The 16,184-nt window shown below is 29.7% G+C and carries 20 protein-coding genes and 3 pseudogenes; 21 read left to right on the top strand and 2 right to left on the bottom strand.

Annotated elements, in window-relative coordinates; genetic code table 11:
- The first annotated feature begins 617 nt into the window (after positions 1-617).
- Together KQI16_RS06205 and KQI16_RS06210 are read left to right on the top strand one after the other, a co-directional pair.
- Complete coding sequence (locus KQI16_RS06205; RefSeq protein WP_216432824.1) at positions 618-1,367, top strand: aminoglycoside adenylyltransferase domain-containing protein; 750 nt, start codon at positions 618-620, stop codon at positions 1,365-1,367.
- Between the two features lie 78 nt (positions 1,368-1,445).
- Positions 1,446-1,823 (top strand): DUF6438 domain-containing protein, encoded by a 378-nt coding sequence (locus KQI16_RS06210; RefSeq protein ID WP_228201998.1) that lies wholly within the window; start codon positions 1,446-1,448, stop codon positions 1,821-1,823.
- A gap of 70 nt (positions 1,824-1,893) precedes the next feature.
- On the opposite strand, the gene KQI16_RS06215 is transcribed toward KQI16_RS06210, so the two are convergent.
- Positions 1,894-2,571: a Crp/Fnr family transcriptional regulator gene (locus KQI16_RS06215; protein WP_216432825.1), complete on the bottom strand. Its 678-nt coding sequence runs from the start codon at positions 2,569-2,571 to the stop codon at positions 1,894-1,896.
- A gap of 96 nt (positions 2,572-2,667) precedes the next feature.
- Between KQI16_RS06215 and KQI16_RS06220 the strand changes: the two genes are divergently transcribed.
- From KQI16_RS06220 to KQI16_RS06285, 14 genes and pseudogenes are all read left to right on the top strand, one after another.
- Positions 2,668-2,997, top strand: a complete 330-nt coding sequence (locus KQI16_RS06220; RefSeq protein WP_216432826.1) for a cupin domain-containing protein — start codon at positions 2,668-2,670, stop codon at positions 2,995-2,997.
- A 6-nt stretch (positions 2,998-3,003) separates the two neighbouring features.
- Positions 3,004-3,486 carry a permease gene (locus KQI16_RS06225; protein ID WP_127837103.1) on the top strand — a complete coding sequence of 161 codons (483 nt, stop codon included), beginning with the start codon at positions 3,004-3,006 and terminating at the stop codon, positions 3,484-3,486.
- Between the two features lies 1 nt (position 3,487).
- A complete protein-coding gene (locus KQI16_RS06230; protein ID WP_216432827.1) occupies positions 3,488-4,207 on the top strand; it encodes a permease in 720 nt (239 codons plus the stop codon).
- A gap of 308 nt (positions 4,208-4,515) precedes the next feature.
- A complete protein-coding gene (locus tag KQI16_RS06235; protein ID WP_216432828.1) occupies positions 4,516-5,070 on the top strand; it encodes a plasmid pRiA4b ORF-3 family protein in 555 nt (184 codons plus the stop codon).
- A gap of 37 nt (positions 5,071-5,107) precedes the next feature.
- A complete protein-coding gene (locus tag KQI16_RS06240) occupies positions 5,108-5,308 on the top strand; it encodes a hypothetical protein (protein ID WP_216432829.1) in 201 nt (66 codons plus the stop codon).
- Between the two features lie 194 nt (positions 5,309-5,502).
- Positions 5,503-5,823 (top strand): annotated as a pseudogene (locus KQI16_RS06245) (DMT family transporter).
- 10 nt (positions 5,824-5,833) lie between these two features.
- A pseudogene (locus tag KQI16_RS06250) lies at positions 5,834-6,295 on the top strand (B3/B4 domain-containing protein); the annotation flags it as partial.
- A gap of 16 nt (positions 6,296-6,311) precedes the next feature.
- A pseudogene (locus KQI16_RS06255) lies at positions 6,312-6,807 on the top strand (radical SAM protein).
- 44 nt (positions 6,808-6,851) lie between these two features.
- Positions 6,852-6,998, top strand: a complete 147-nt coding sequence (locus tag KQI16_RS06260; protein WP_216432847.1) for a hypothetical protein — start codon at positions 6,852-6,854, stop codon at positions 6,996-6,998.
- 11 nt (positions 6,999-7,009) lie between these two features.
- Positions 7,010-8,026: an alpha-hydroxy-acid oxidizing protein gene (locus KQI16_RS06265; RefSeq protein ID WP_216432830.1), complete on the top strand. Its 1,017-nt coding sequence runs from the start codon at positions 7,010-7,012 to the stop codon at positions 8,024-8,026.
- Positions 8,027-8,478: 452 nt separating this feature from the next.
- The gene (locus KQI16_RS06270) at positions 8,479-9,090 is read left to right on the top strand and encodes an IS607 family transposase (RefSeq protein ID WP_216432831.1); all 612 of its coding nucleotides are present in this window, start codon (positions 8,479-8,481) and stop codon (positions 9,088-9,090) included.
- Complete coding sequence (locus KQI16_RS06275) at positions 9,083-10,252, top strand: RNA-guided endonuclease InsQ/TnpB family protein (RefSeq protein WP_216432844.1); 1,170 nt, start codon at positions 9,083-9,085, stop codon at positions 10,250-10,252. Before KQI16_RS06270 ends, KQI16_RS06275 begins: the two co-directional genes overlap by 8 nt.
- A 183-nt stretch (positions 10,253-10,435) precedes the next feature.
- Positions 10,436-10,651 (top strand): hypothetical protein, encoded by a 216-nt coding sequence (locus KQI16_RS06280; protein WP_119864513.1) that lies wholly within the window; start codon positions 10,436-10,438, stop codon positions 10,649-10,651.
- 84 nt (positions 10,652-10,735) lie between these two features.
- Positions 10,736-11,908: an IS4 family transposase gene (locus tag KQI16_RS06285; protein ID WP_216432832.1), complete on the top strand. Its 1,173-nt coding sequence runs from the start codon at positions 10,736-10,738 to the stop codon at positions 11,906-11,908.
- A 234-nt stretch (positions 11,909-12,142) separates the two neighbouring features.
- Here KQI16_RS06285 and KQI16_RS06290 read toward each other — a convergent pair whose 3' ends face one another.
- Positions 12,143-12,601, bottom strand: a complete 459-nt coding sequence (locus KQI16_RS06290) for a YkvA family protein (RefSeq protein ID WP_216432833.1) — start codon at positions 12,599-12,601, stop codon at positions 12,143-12,145.
- A gap of 189 nt (positions 12,602-12,790) precedes the next feature.
- Between KQI16_RS06290 and KQI16_RS06295 the strand changes: the two genes are divergently transcribed.
- The 5 genes from KQI16_RS06295 (at position 12,791) to KQI16_RS06315 (ending at position 16,147) form a co-directional block, all read left to right on the top strand.
- Positions 12,791-13,147 carry an ArsR/SmtB family transcription factor gene (locus tag KQI16_RS06295; RefSeq protein ID WP_216432834.1) on the top strand — a complete coding sequence of 119 codons (357 nt, stop codon included), beginning with the start codon at positions 12,791-12,793 and terminating at the stop codon, positions 13,145-13,147.
- A gap of 23 nt (positions 13,148-13,170) precedes the next feature.
- Positions 13,171-13,539, top strand: a complete 369-nt coding sequence (locus tag KQI16_RS06300; RefSeq protein ID WP_216432835.1) for a NifB/NifX family molybdenum-iron cluster-binding protein — start codon at positions 13,171-13,173, stop codon at positions 13,537-13,539.
- Positions 13,540-13,705: 166 nt separating this feature from the next.
- On the top strand, positions 13,706-14,743 hold the full coding sequence (locus KQI16_RS06305) for a cation diffusion facilitator family transporter (protein WP_216432836.1): 1,038 nt from the start codon (positions 13,706-13,708) through the stop codon (positions 14,741-14,743).
- A 158-nt stretch (positions 14,744-14,901) separates the two neighbouring features.
- Positions 14,902-15,603, top strand: a complete 702-nt coding sequence (locus KQI16_RS06310) for a metallophosphoesterase (protein ID WP_330654149.1) — start codon at positions 14,902-14,904, stop codon at positions 15,601-15,603.
- Positions 15,604-15,793: 190 nt separating this feature from the next.
- The gene (locus KQI16_RS06315) at positions 15,794-16,147 is read left to right on the top strand and encodes a phosphatase PAP2 family protein (protein WP_330654150.1); all 354 of its coding nucleotides are present in this window, start codon (positions 15,794-15,796) and stop codon (positions 16,145-16,147) included.
- Positions 16,148-16,184 lie beyond the last annotated feature (37 nt).

The following is a 16,184-nucleotide window of genomic DNA, read 5'->3' on the forward strand; positions in this document are numbered from 1 at the left end:
AAAAAGTTGTGTTAAGAATCATGGTGAAAATAGGGTAGAAAACCTTATTGGAACCATGATTTTTTCTTAGGATTACTAGGCTCAAGGAGTAAGGTATAAGGCTAAAGGTATTGATTTTAAAGGATTTGAAGGGAGTATTGATGAAAGATATTGATTAAAACTTTCTCCTTTTTCCTTTTAACTTTTCCCTATTCCTGACACGACTTTTTTATCTAAAATGAGAGGGAAAATAGGAAGAAAATAGGAGATAGGATTAAGGAAATAGGGTGATTTTTGACATGACTTTTTTATCTGGAAGAGAGTGGGAAAATAGGGTTAAGGCGAGAAGGGGCAAGGGTTTTAGGGGTGTTGGGTTTTGACATGAGTTTTTTATTTGTATACATAGTTAGGATTAAGGTTTATTCTAAAAAGGGTAAAGGGATAAGGGATAAAATAAAAAAGTTGTGTCAGAGATAAAAAACTTGTGTTAATAATAAAGTCGTGTTAGAGATAAAAAAGTTGCGTTAAAAATAATAAAATTATATCATACAGATAATGAAGTTATGTTAATAAATTTAATGTATAATAGTAGAATATTACGAAGCAATGATTATTTGTATTTTTATGGGGGGATAAAAATGGATTATAAAACTATTCTTAATCTTATTGTAAAAAAATATAAAGAGATACTGGATGACAATTTAGTTGGTATATATGTTCATGGTTCTATTGCTTTTAATTGCTTTAATTGGAATAAAAGTGATATTGATTTTTTAGTTGTAGTTAATAAAAAATTATCTAAAAATGAAAAGTTGAGTATGTTAGAGATGTTAGAAGCATTAAGAGTACAATCGCCACCTAAAGGTTTGGAAATGAGTGTTGTTTTGAAGGAACATTGCGTTAATTTTAAATATCCTACGCCTTATGAATTGCATTTTTCAAAAGATTGGTTAGAACAATATTTAGCAAACCCTCTACTGTTATGCGATGACAGTCTAAAAACAGATAGGGATTTAGCGGCACATTTTACTGTAATTCGCCATGTGGGCATTACTTTATATGGAGCGCCTATAAGAGATGTTTTTGGAGAAGTGCCTAAAGAATACTATATTGATAGTATTAAGAATGATGTTGAAAATGCAAGGATAGAGATTATTAAAAATCCAATTTATATTATATTAAACTTGTGTAGAGTTGTTGCTTATATTAAGGACAATTTGATTATCTCAAAGGAGCAAGGTGGAATTTGGGGATTAAATAATCTACCAAATGAATATAGCGATATTATTAATCAAGCCTTGAACAGTTATAGGTCATGTGAAAAGATGGAGATTAATGAGACAGAAGCACAGAAATTTTGTAATTATATGCTAGCACAGATATTTTAGTATGCTATTAATTAATGCAATCTTCATTAATAATTATGACATTATTTTCCTATTATGTACATTAATTGGAAGTGTATCATGTTTGAATACATAAAATTGCAGAGAACAATGTGTTTTGGAACTTGCCCTGTCTATAGTGTAGCAGTAGATAACAAAGGGAATGTAAATTATTATGGAGAAATGTTTGTATATAAAATTGGTGAGCATCACTGGAAAATATCAAAGAAAAAAGTAAAACAGTTAAATGATTTGATTGAAGAATTTGGGTTTAAGTCTTTTATATATGAACCAGAGAATGAGTTCATTACCGACCAGCCTTCTTGTATTACCACAATAAAATATTCAGATGGGGAAACTAAAGAAATTGACCACTATTATGGACATGTTTTGATAGATGATAGCCTGACAGCATTTGAAAAGAAGATAGAGAGAATAATTATTACGGACCTGCAATAATTATGAAAGGCGTTTAATTGTTGATAATAACAGATTAAAGGGAACTCAATACGGGTTCCCTGTTTATTGCTCAAGATTTGCGAATAATATCAAAATCACAGATAGTAATAGAATGGGTGTTGTAGTCAACCAACCCATCTTTTTTCATCTTATTGAGTTCACGGGAAAGAGAAGTTCTTTGAATACCTAACCTTTCGGCTAATTCCTTTTTTGTCATATTAAGTTTTATTTCTTTATTTTTTTGAGAGTAGTACTCATAGTTTAAGAATTCAATGATAGATTCCCTTATAGATTTCATGGAGATTGATTTAATTTTGCTTGTCAAGATAGCAGTTTTGTCCGATATGCAAGTTAAGAACTGTATTAAGAAATCCTGGCTAGTCTGACAAAGTTGCAGTACAAAATCTTTATCAATATGTAAAATTTCAGTATCTGATTTTGCCACCACACTCATGGGATAATAAGGATACCTTGAAAACAATAGATTGCCCCCAATATTGTCTCCAACTTTAAATTCAGTAATAGTTAATACATTTCCCTTTTCATCAATCTTTTGAACAAATACCTGGCCTTTTAAAATAATATCCCAGTAATTGCATTTCTCACTTTCAAAATGGATAATGCTGCCTTTATTATATTTAGAGATAACATAATTGTATGTTTTAAACAAAGTAAGCAGTTCTTCAACAGAAAATCCGTCAAATAACCCTGTTAGTTTTAAAATGTCCAGATAATCTTTTATGTTCATAAATATCACCTTTTTATAAAAATAGTTACCATGGTAACTGTATGTCGCTGTGATTTATTATAATATAGATTTAAACATAATGAAAGGAGAGTTTTTATGCTGGAGAAAAAATATGTATATAGTCTTACAGATGACAAAACAATTGAAAAGATTGTGGATGATGAGAATATTCACCTGAATCATATGGTCCTTACAAAAGGAACAAATCTTCCTGAACACTATTCCAATTCCAACGTTTATATGATAATTGTACGAGGGAAAATGACTTTGCAGTTAAATGAACAAGAACCACATCATTACACCAAGGGAGATATTATTAATATCCCATACAAAACAAAAATGAATGTCCATAATCAAGACGAAGAAGTATTGGAATTCTTTGTGGTAAAATCACCTAATCCTAAAAACTACAAGGAGAAGGAGTGATGAAAGGTGGATATTTTTACAGCATCATTATGGGGGATAACAGGGGCTGCGTTTGTCGCATCTCTTGTTAAAAACAAGCAAAAGACATTTAATTCTATGAAAATGGCAAGAGGTATGATGAAAAATATGATTGGAGAGATTGTAGGCATCTTGTTTCTTATAGGATTGATTCTGACCTTCATACCGCCTGAAGTTATAAAGAATGTTTTGGGAGAATCCAATCTGTTTATTTCAACCGTTATTTCTGCCTTAGTAGGTAGTATTACATTGATTCCAGCCTTTGTAGCATTTCCTCTGGTAGGTTCTTTTGTAGATGCAGGTGCAAGTATTGTCCCTGCCGTTGCATTCTTAACTACTTTAACGATGGTTGGAATAGTGACATTCCCATTAGAAAAACAAGAGTTTGGTTTGAAATTTGCTACTACCCGTAATGTTCTTAGTTTTGTATTTGCACTTATAATAGCGCTGACGATGGGAGTGATTATGTGAAATGATTGAAATAATTAAAAAGAACAAACTGCTGGCAGCAGTATCTTTGGCATATATTTTTCTATTTATGGCAATGCCCGATAAGGCTTACTTATCTGTCAAAAACAGCATGTATTATATTATAGAAATGTTTGAAATTATGCCTGTGATTTTTATACTTACATCAATTATTGAAGCATGGGTTCCTAAAGAAGTAATCATGAATGGATTTGGGGAGAAAGCAGGAATAAAGGGGAGTATATTCTCATTCTTATTGGGCAGTTTTTCAGCAGGGCCTATTTATGCAGCATTCCCAATCTGCAAAATGCTTTTAAAGAAAGGTGCCAGCATCGCAAATGTAGTTATTATATTAAGTGCATGGGCAGTAATAAAAGTACCCATGCTTGCCAATGAAGCAAAATTCTTAGGGCCGAATTTTATGGGGCTAAGATGGATATTGACAGTAATGTCCATACTGATAATATCATATTTAATGACTGTATTTGTAAAAAAGGAAGACATTCCTATTGGAGAAGAGAAAAGTTTAAGCAAAGCAACTGGTATTGATATTAAGGAGCAGTATTGTATTGGATGTGGACTATGTGAAAAATTAATGCCTCAGCATTTTAAGGTAATAGATAAGAAAGCAAAATGGAAAGAGTCTACACTTAATGATACACAAATAAATGAATTGAAAGCGATAATTGATAAATGTCCTGTTAAGGCCATAGATTTTAGATGATATTTTTGCCGTATACCCAAAAAACTTGTGTAATGAATAAAAAGTCTTGTTAAAAATCATGGTGAAAATAGAGTAGAAACTTTATTGGAGCCATGATTTTTGTTTAGCATGAGTAGTTTTAAGGAGAGATGGGATAAGGGTATGAGGGGGAGTTTTGACATGTTTTTTTTTGGTTACATCAGAGCATATATGTTATATTTATATTAAGATATTTGGATAGATAATAAAATATTGTTTTTACTTTTACAGAACACATAGAAATGATAAAATAGAAGTGCATAAATACATGTAAAAGGAGCCGTGAGAGTATGAAAATTATTCAGTTGAAAATAACACTAAAAGACGTAAAGCCTCCTGTCTGGAGAAGGGTATTGGTTAGAGACGATATTACGTTTTATAAACTCCACAGGATAATCCAGCATGCGATGGGATGGTTTGAATCCCACCTTTATGAGTTTAGGCTGGGAGAAATGATTATTGGGGAAAAAGATGATGTCTGGGACTTTTACGACAGATATGAAGTTAAAAGTGCAAAAAGAATAAAGTTAAGCAGCATGAACTTTGCACCAAAGGATAAATTCAGATATGTTTACGATTTTGGTGATAATTGGAGACATGACATTGTTGTTGAGAAGGTGCTTGACCCGGAAGAAGGCGTTAAATATCCAGTATGTATCGGTGGTAAAAGAAACTGTCCTCCTGAAGATGTAGGAGGACCGTGGGGATATGAAGATTTCCTTGAAGCAATCCAAGACCCGCAGCATCCAGAGCATGAATCCATGCTTGAATGGGTGGGGGGTTCTTTCGACCCTGAAGAATTCAGCATAGATGAAGTCAATGATATGTTGAAGATGATAAAGTAAAAGCACATAGGACATATTTTATCGGACTTTGTAAGGAATGGGTTTTGGTATAAAACAAGTATTGCAGACTATTGAGTTGCCTGAAAGTGCTGTTTTGCGGGTTTTTGATGGTAAAGAAGATATTAAAAAAATAGCAGAGGATACTGTAAATCAGCAAATAGCAGAAAATGACGGTAAAATCCCAGAAGGGCGAAACTTTTTGCAAATTGCACAGTACCCATTTTGCAAAAGTAGGTAAATTTCATTTGTAAAAAAGCAATTTATATTTGGCAGATCCGAGAGAAAACGCACAGTTAACTGTGTACACGGAAGGATAAAAGCCTGGGAGATATTTTCATAATATTTCTTTGGGCTTTTTATTTTACTTATTTTGAAATATTGCTATGAGATATTATTATGGTGAATGCAAATACTTATCTTGGGGGACTAATTATGAAGTGGTTTTACTTAGTGGCAGCAGGAATTTTTGAAGTATGGTGGGCAGAGGGATTAAAGTATTCACAAGGATTTACAAAAATAATATCCAGCATATTAACTTTGATAGGAATGGTTGCAAGTTTTTATTTTTTATCATTGTCTTTATAAAATTTCCCAATAGCTACTGCATATGCAATTTGGACAGGAATAGGAACAATTGGTACAGTATTATTAGGTATTATTTTGTTTAAGGAACCTATTGATATGATGCGTATAGTTCGTATAGTATTAATAGTTGGTGGAATCATTGGTTTGGAATTAATATCAATTGAATAATCATTGACCCATAGAAGCATTACTAAAGAGAGTTCATAATGGCAATCATATAGGAACTATTAATCCACTTGTGGATATTTACAACTCTATTTCATTAAGGTATGCATTACCTTGTGGCGGTGAAGATATAGACAAATTTGTTGGTGATATAAGATTAACTAAGGCTGTTGGAAATGAGGAATTTATTCCATTGGGAACCGAAGAGAACTCGCCTCCATATGAAGGGGAAATAGTCTACAAAGATGATAAAGGTGCAATTTGCAGATGCTGGAACTGGCGTGAAGCAATAAGAACAATGCTTACTGAAAATACGACTAATGCTTTCTTATGTATTGAATTAGTAGACGAAACTAGAGTAGTAGAATTTGAGAATGCATTAAAAGATTTGGCAAAATCAGTAGAAGATAATTTAGGTGGAACAAGTAAAATTTCAGTTTTAGATATAAATAATAAGGAAATAGTAATAGAGTAAATTAGGGGGTATAGGAATGAACGTTTTTAGTTATAAAGATATTTATATTGAAGATGGTAAAAGGGTGTTAGAAGTAAATATCCTGCCTGAAAAGTATTGTAACTTTGATTGTATATTCTGTCCTATTGGAAGGTCGTATAATAAAGTAGACACACAGCAGTCCTTTGATGAAATAGATGATTCATTTAATGAACTAGAAAGTATGATAGAAAATAATAATGTTGATTTAGTTTTTATTAACTCAAAAGGAGAAGCCCTTGTGAACAGTAGAATTAGTTTCAAATATGATTCTATTTAATAAACAATATAAAGGAAAATTTATTTTAGAAGTAACAATTATTAAAGGCTATAATGATACAGAGGAATCTGTTAATAAGATAAAAAATATTATTAATGAAATATCTCCAGACAAGGTAATTGTTGAAAGAATGAATGATGAAAGATTTAAGAAAAAACTTGGTATATCCGATGAAAGGTTTGATGAAATTTCAAAAGCATTACAAAATATTTAACTTTAGTGAATAATATTCTCACAATGTGTATTAAGAGAGGTTATATGCATTTGCAGGGGGGTAATAGTCTGGCGAAGCATGAGTTTGGAATAATAGATTCTTTTGAAGAAAACAAGTGGTATAACGAGTATGAGCCTGAAAAACATAATTGTATTTCTGTAAATGATGATTTAATAGAAGAATTAATTTAGGGGGAATTTATATGAATTATAATGATATGCTAAAAGAAGCTCGAACATGTATGGGTGATCACTGTAAGGCCTGTAATATATGTAATGGTATAGTGTGCAAGAATGCAATACCTGGACCAGGAGCTAAGGGAGTGGGAGATACTGCAATTCGAAATTATCAAAAATGGCAGGAAATACGCTTGAATATGGATACAATTCATGAAAATCGTCCAGTAGATACTTCCTTTGAAATCTTTGGAAAGAAGTTTAAATATCCTTTTTTTGCTGGGCCAGTAGGAGCTGTTGATTTCCATTATAGCGATAAATATGATGATTTATCCTACAATAACATTTTAGTTAAGGCTTGCGCTGAAAATGGTATTGCAGCTTTTACTGGTGATGGTATTAATCCTAAGATTATGGAATATGCTGCAGATGCCATAAAAGCAGTTGAAGGCATAGGAGTGCCAACAGTAAAACCATGGAATTTAGAGACTGTTCATGAAAAGATGAGATTAGTTAATAAATCAGACGCATTTGCTGTTGCCATGGATATTGATGCTGCAGGTCTTCCTTTCTTAAAGAATATGACACCTCCAGCAGGCAGCAAGACAGTAGAAGAGTTAAGAGAAATTTCTAAAATGATAAAGGTTCCTTTTATTATAAAAGGAATAATGACAGTAAAGGGTGCTTTAAAGGCAAAAGAAGCAGGAGCATCAGCGATTGTTGTATCTAATCATGGAGGCCGTGTATTAGATCAATGTCCAGCAACAGCAGAAGTGTTAGAAGAAATTGTTGATGCTGTTGGAGGAAGTATGAAAATCTTTGTAGACGGTGGTATTCGTAGTGGTACAGATATTTTTAAAGCCTTAGCTATGGGGGCTGATGCTGTATTAATAGCACGTCCTTTTGTTACAGCTGTTTATGGTGGCGGTGAAGAAGGAGTAAAGTGTTATATAGAAAAACTAGGAGCTGAATTAGCAGATACAATGGAAATGTGTGGTGCCTTTACTTTAGATGATATTACTAGAGATATGATAAGAAAGTAAAAAGATTACACAGTTCACGTGAAATAATCCAATCTAAGTTAAATGAAAAAGTAAATATTCCTTCATATAAAGTTAATGTAGGAGATGAAATTACTCTCTAAATAAGAAGGAGCCGAAAGGCTCTTTCTTATTTTTTAATAATATTTACCTTAATGAAATTTATATATGATTTTGGGCAATAATTAGTAAGGGCAATTTTCTAGTTGTTTTATTTTAGAAAGTTTAATGAAAAAATAGTTAAATTAAAATTTATGCTAAATTTACCGTAAAGTATGGAAAATGTTATGCGATAATATATAGGGAGATTAATTTGGTATTGCTAGAGAATTGTAAATCTCATTGAATATTATTTAGAAGGGGTTTACAACAGTTAAAATAAAGTTATAAAACTTTATAAAAAACTCTTAATTTATTATAACGTATATGTTATAATAAAATTAGAGGTGAGAGTTATGAAGTATTATACAATAAGTCAATTTGCAAAATTAATTGGAAAAACGACACAAACATTAAGGAACTGGGATAAGGAAGGTATATTAAAGCCACATCATGTTACAGCAAGTGGTTACAGATATTATTCACAAGAACAACTTAATCATTTTTTAGGACTTAAAAATCAACTACCACCTAATCGTAAAATTGTAGGATATTGCAGAGTGTCTAGCAATAAACAAAAAGATGATTTAGAAAGACAAATTGATAATGTTAAAACTTATATGATTGCTAAAGGTTATCAATTTGAAATTATAAGTGATATTGGTAGTGGAATTAATTACAACAAAAAAGGACTAAATCAGTTAATAAATATGGTAACTAATTCAGAAGTTGAAAAAATAGTGGTTTTATACAAAGATAGATTAGTTAGATTTGGATTTGAATTAATAGAAAATCTTTGTAGTAAATATGGTGTCACTATTGAAATTATAGACAATACCGAAAAAACAGAAGAACAAGAATTAGTTGAAGATATGATACAGATTATTACTATATTTAGTGCTAAATTACAAGGAAAACGAGCAAACAAAGCTAAGAAAATGATTAAGGAGTTAATTAATGATGATTAAGTCAATTAAAATTCAATTAAAACCTAATAATAAACAAAACACTAAACTATTTGAATGTGCAGGTGTGGCAAGATGGGCATATAATTGGACTTTAGCAAGACAGCAAGAAAATTATAAAAATGGTGGTAAATTCATTAAAGATAACGAACTAAGGAAAGAACTTACCTTATTAAAAAAGACTGATAAATATAAGTGGTTGAATGATTACTCTAACAACATAACTAAACAAGCAATAAAAGATGCTTGTAATGCTTACAAAAGATTCTTTAAAGGATATTCTAAATTTCCTAAGTTTAAAAGTAAAAAGAGGTCTAAACCTAGTTTTTACGTCGATACTTGTAAAATACAATTTATAGGAACTCATGTAAAAATAGAAAAATTAACTACAAGTATAAAAAGAAATAAACAACAGCTAAATTGGATTAGATTATGTGAACATTACAAAATACCTTTTGGGGAAAATGTAAAATACATTAATCCAAGAGTAAGTTTTGATGGTATTAATTGGTGGATTTCAGTTGGTATTGAATATCCAGATAACAATGTAGTACCAACCAATGAAGGTATAGGAATTGATTTAGGTGTAGAAAAGTTAGCAACCTGTAGTAATGGTATAGCTTACAAAAATATAAACAAAACTTACAAAATTAAAAAATTAGAAAAAAGAAAGAAAAGATTACAAAGAAAGGTATCTAATAAATACGAAAAAGGAAGGGAGGGAAACCGTTACAAGAAAACAAAAAACATTGTAAAACTAGAAAAACAACTTAGAACGTTAAACCAAAGTCTAACTAATATTCGTCATAACTATTTACATCAAATTACTGCTGATATAATAAGACGAAAACCAAGTTTTATTACAGTAGAGGATTTGAATGTAATGGGAATGATGAAAAACAAGCATTTATCAAAAGCAATACAAGAACAATGTTTCTATGAGTTTTATAGACAGCTTAAATATAAATCAGAGTGGAACAATATAAAATTCATAGTAGCAGATAGATACTTCCCTAGTAGTAAAAAATGTAGTTGCTGTGGCACATACAAAAAAGATTTGAAATTAAGCGACAGAGAATATGTTTGTGAAAACTGTAGTTCTGTATTGGATAGAGATTATAATGCTAGTTTAAACCTTAAAAATTACGGTCAAGAAATAGCTTAATCATTAAAATGATACTATTTCTATGTACCCATACGTTAGTGGGGAATTTAAGCCTTTGGAGTGTTAGACCACTTGAGTAGCAATTATGCGAAAAAGAACATGATGAAGAAGGAAGGAAACATAAACTTTTATAATGTTTTTATAGAGTTTTATAAGTTTTCTGTAACGGAAGCTGAGTAAAATATGACAGTAAGATGTACAATAATAAAAGTTAAAAAGGATTATTACATAGGAAAAAATTTATATACAAATAAAACATTTAAAATAATAAAAAATCAACATATTAGAGAATTAAAAAGAAATGATGATTATGAATTCTACTGTAAGAGAGAAAAAGGATTGTTTAGAGATATACTAATTCCTATTTCGGAAGAAGAAGCTTTTAAAATGGCTGATTAAAAATAAAAAAGAGCTTAATGCTACTAGTGTTGCATCAAAGAAAAACTTACAGATTGACAAATAATTAATGGAAAAATTTTTATAATGAAAAAAAGAACCTCCTTTGATTTAATAGATCTTGATGAGAAATCTATTAAAGGAGCTTCGTTATATTTGACTACTAATTATAATAAAATATTTTTTAATAAATTAACAGATGTAATTTCTGGAAATGTATTAAATAAAACTATAAAGAAATATAACTCTGACTTCAGAGTGCAACATTTTGATACTAAATCACATTTATATTCAATGCTATTCTTTCAACTTAAGGGATTAAATAGCCTGCATGATTTACAAACACAGGTTTCTAACAATAACAAATTAAGAAGACTTATAAATATACCAAGTGTTTCTCAATTATCAAGAAAAAATGCTAAAAGAGATTATAGGATTTTTGAAGACCTTTATTATTACTTGGTTAATTACACTTATAAAAAGCTCGGAAGAGCTAGAGTTGAAAAAAACTTACCTATTTTAAAAATAATTGATTCAACAATGATAGACTTGCCTTTTAAATTAGCAAAACATTTTCGCTATGATAATAAGCAAAAAAGAGCAGCTGTTAAAATAAGTACTTTGTTTAATGGTAAATATCCCGAAAGGATTAATATTGTTACTGGAAAAGTGAATGATAGAAAGTGTATAGATGGTATGATTAAAAATAAAGATTGTATTTATCTTTTTGATAGAGGATACTATGACTACAGTTGGTATGACAAATTAACAGATGATGGGTTTAAATTTATAACAAGACAACCTTCAAATGCTTGTGTTGAAGAAATCCGAAGTACCTATGTTGATAATGACCTCATATTTGACTATGAAATTACACTAGGAACTGAATATAGCAAAAATAAAACCCATAATACTTATAGGGAAATACTTACCTTTAATGAAAATGAAGAAGAATTTAGAGTTTTAACTAATATATTTGATATGTCACCTGAAGATATACTTTTATTGTATCGTATCAGGTGGAAGATTGAAACATTTTTCAAATGGGTAAAACAAAATCTAAAGATTAAGAAATGCATAGGATACAATGATAACAGTATTAAGATTCAGATTTATACAGCACTTATAGCCTATATACTTATATACTTTTTAAAAGAATCACTTCAAGTAAAAACTTCAATGCTTAAAATCACAAGAATAATAAAATCTAACATTTTAGAAAATACTGGAGATGTTCTTGAATATATTGTTGATTCATAAGATAAACTAAAATTTTAAAAACTACTTTTTGAACTATAGGAATAGTCTAATTTTATGTTATGGATATATACACCAATTTTAGTGCAATTAAGCAGCCTACGGCATTTTTAACAGGAGCCGTAGGCGTTTTAAATTTGTCAATTATTTATTATTGGATTGATGCAACACTAGTAGCTTAATGCTCTTTTTTTATTAATAAAACAATTAAGATAAGCTAAGTTTAAATATTATAAACTATTCATTAGCATGTTTTTCTTCATATTGTCTCTTATATTCTTCGATAATTCCTTCCTTTGGAGTTTTCCAAGCCTTATATACATCTAAGTCTGTCTTAAATTGTCTTAAAATTAAGCTGATTACAAAGGTATCATCAATTAGTCCAGCAAAAGGAAGTACATCAGGAATGACATCTATTGGTGATAAAAAGTAAATTAATGCTCCCATTAGAGCTATTATACTTCTTTTTGGAAGAGCTCTATAATTTCCAGAACTAAAATTCTTAATAAGAGAAGTAATAGTTTTTATATCAGACATCATATTAACCAATGGCTTAAAATTCAATTTATTTAATTTTTTATTGACTTCTTCAAGAGTGTTTTCTGTTTTTTCTTTATCTCCAAGAAGTTTTTTGGCTTCTTCGTTTTTCTTTTCAAGTAATTCTTCAACCTTTTTTGTATCCATTTCCTTTGCCATATCAATCTCTCCTCTCAAGTAAGTTTAAGTCTATAATAATATAATAACTTAATAACTATTAAATATCCATAATTATTGAGGGGGAATATTAAAATATTAATAAAATTTATTTTACGAATCCATTGATAAATTTAATTAAGTATATTATAATCTAATTAAGTAATAACTTAATTGAATTAAGGGGTAAATATGAAACAAATAGTAAAAATATTTAAAGCACTTAGCGATGAAACAAGGTTAAAAATATTAATTATACTTTCTAAAAGAAAAATATGTGCAAAGGGGATGGCTAAACATTTAAATATCTCTGAAGCAGCTGTATCCCAGCATATAAAAATACTTAAAGATTCGGGAATTATAGTAGGAGAGAAAGTAGGCTATTATGTTCTATATCATTTACAGGAAGAAAAGTTTTCAGAAATAGTAGAATTTATTCAGCAAGTTAAAAATAATAGCTTTAATAAAGAGGATAGTTTATGGTTAAAAGTCCCAGGTAACTGCAGAACAACATGTAAGTTAAATAAAAATAGATGTTGTCAAAAATAATTAAGAATTGAAAGGAGAAAAAAATGAAAATATGTATTCCAATTAAAGAAAATAAGGGCATAGATAGTATTGCTTATAATCACTTTGGTACAGCACCATTTTTCTTAATTTATGATTTAGACAATGAAAATCTTAAGACCATTGAAAATGATGACTTAAATCATCAGCATGGAATGTGCCAACCCCTTAAAGCTTTAGGAGGAGAAAATGTTGATGCCATTTTAGTTGGTGGAATTGGAGCAGGGGCATTAATGAAACTAAATAACCAGGGGATTAAAGTATATAAAGTTGAAAATGACTCGGTTTTAAAAAATATTGAATTACTAAAGGAAAACAAGCTACTAGAGTTTTCTATAAAAAATAGCTGTAATCACCACAATTGCAGTCATTAATATTAATAAAGAAAGGCGTCTAATGGAAATTAGGCGTCTTTTTGTATAAAATATATAATAGTAGGATATATTTAATTAAAATCATGATTTAATTGAAAAAATATTAAGGAGTATTAAGAAAAGAGAATTTTAAAAAATTTATAAGCAATAAAAGTGAGGAATATAAATGAAAGATTACAAGAAGGAACATGAACATAAGCACGAGCACATTCATAATCATATAAATGATAATCATAGCTATAATCATGGTCATAACCATAAGCATAACCATAATCATAATCATAATCATAATCACAGCCACAATCATAGTCACAGTCATATTCATGGCCATCATCACCATCATGGCGCTTCCAGCAATATAAAAGTTGCATTTTTATTAAACTTTTCTTTTGCCATATTGGAGATAGTAGGTGGCTTCTGGACAAATAGCATGGGAATTTTATCCGATGCATTACATGATCTTGGAGATTCCTTATCCCTAGGAGTTGCATGGTTTTTAGAAAAATATTCAGAGAAGGGACCAGATGGCAAATTTTCCTTTGGATACTCTAGATTTTCTCTCCTTGGTGCATTAATAAATAGCTTAATTTTAGTAGTTGGTTCAATATTAATTCTAAAGGAAGCAATCCCTAGAATTATTAATCCAGAGCCTGTAAATGCAAAAGGAATGTTATTATTTGCAATTTTGGGAATAGCAATAAATGGAGCAGCTGTTTTACGATTAAGAAAGGGAACTTCCTTAAATGAAAAAGTTGTTTCCTGGCATCTAATGGAGGATGTTTTAGGCTGGGTAGTAATACTTATTGCCAGTATTATTCTTTTATTTGTAGATATTCCTATAATTGATCCTATATTATCATTACTAACAACAATATATGTACTATATAATGTTGTAAAAAACTTGAAAGAAATATTAAATGTTTTTTTACAAGGGGTCCCAGGAAACTTTTCAATAGCTGAAATTGAAGAAGAAATTGCAGAAAGTACAGGAGCCTTATCTGTTCACCATACTCATATTTGGTCCTTAGAAGGAGAAAAGAATATGTTAAGTACCCATATAGTTGTAAAAGATGATACAAAGTTTCAAGAAATTGCTTATATAAAAGATCAAACTAGGGAACTTTTAAGGAAAAAGGGAATAGAACATGTTACTATAGAGATAGATTTTGAAAGCGAAAATTGTGAAGACCAAGTATGTGATTAGCATTAAAATATAGAAAAAGAGGGATTAATATAGAAGCATTAATTATATTAATTTTATTAGTTTTTTTTAAGTGGCAAAATGATGGAATTGTAATAAGCAATTATGAATATAAGAATTCCAAAATACCACAAAAATTTAATAACTATAAAATAGTTCAAATATCAGATTTTCATAACAAAAATTATAAGGGGAAGCTATCTAAAAAAATTAAAAATATTAAGCCGGATATAATTGTAATAACTGGTGACATTATAGATAGAAGGAAAGTAAGGCTTAATTTAGTTACAGACTTTATTAAGGAAATAAAGGACATAGCACCAATTTATTATGTTTCGGGAAATCATGAATTTTTATCAGGAACTTACAATGAAGTAAAAGAGCTTTTAGAAAGAAAAAATGTTAAAATTCTTGATAATTCCTTTATAGTTATTGAAAAAGAAAAAGATAGAATTGGGCTTATGGGAGTTGAAGATCCAACAAGCAGGCGAAATCCAAAGCATTATACATCTAAAAATAATAGGGAATATATGAAAAAGTCTATTGAAAAATTAAGTAAGCTGAGAAATACAGACTTTACAATTTTATTAGCCCATAGGCCAGAACAATTTAAGTTATATGTAGAAGAAAAGTTTGATTTAGTTTTCACAGGTCATGCTCATGGAGGGCAAATAAGACTGCCTTTTATAGGAGGTTTATTTTCACCAAATCAAGGAATATTTCCTAAGTATACATGTGGGATATATAAAGAAGATGAAACAAGTATGCTGGTAAGCAGAGGCCTTGGAGGCAGTGCCTTCCCATTTAGATTATTCAATAGGCCAGATTTAGTTGTTCTGACTTTAAAATCTTGTAATATATGATAAAGCTGTATATTACGTAAGAAATAGTAATATAGTATTAATAACTGTAATATTTTAGTGAATAAATATATAAGAGTTGTGGATAATTTCAGAATTTTATTTTGTTATTGTTCACAACTTTTATTTTATGGCTAGTTTATAAGAATAATAATATAATGTTGGTTAATTATGGTATATAATAGAATTACTTATTGGGGAAAGTTTATTAAAAAATATAGTTCAGCGTTCACGGCCCTTTGAAAACTTTGAAGCCATTAAAGTCCTTATTTCAAAACCAGCTAGTTATTCCTTTCCCTCAGGTCATTCGGGATTTGCCTTTGCTGTTATAGGAGTATTAGCTAAGTATTTTAGAAAAAATAGATTTTTGCTATATATATTTGCATCCTTAATGGCTTTTTCAAGGGTATATTTATTTGTTCATTATCCTTCAGATGTTATAGCAGGAGCAATTTTAGGTTTATTATGCTCTAAAATTTCAATTTATTTATTAGAGGATGAAAGTAAAGAAAACAAAATTTTAAAAGATACTTATTTAAGAAATTAAAGGGCTGCTCATTTTATTATTTTTTTAAGAGCAGTCC

Origin of the sequence: Caproiciproducens sp. MSJ-32 (genome assembly GCF_018918055.1) — a bacterium.
In the GTDB taxonomy this organism is placed as follows: domain Bacteria; phylum Bacillota; class Clostridia; order Clostridiales; family Clostridiaceae; genus Clostridium.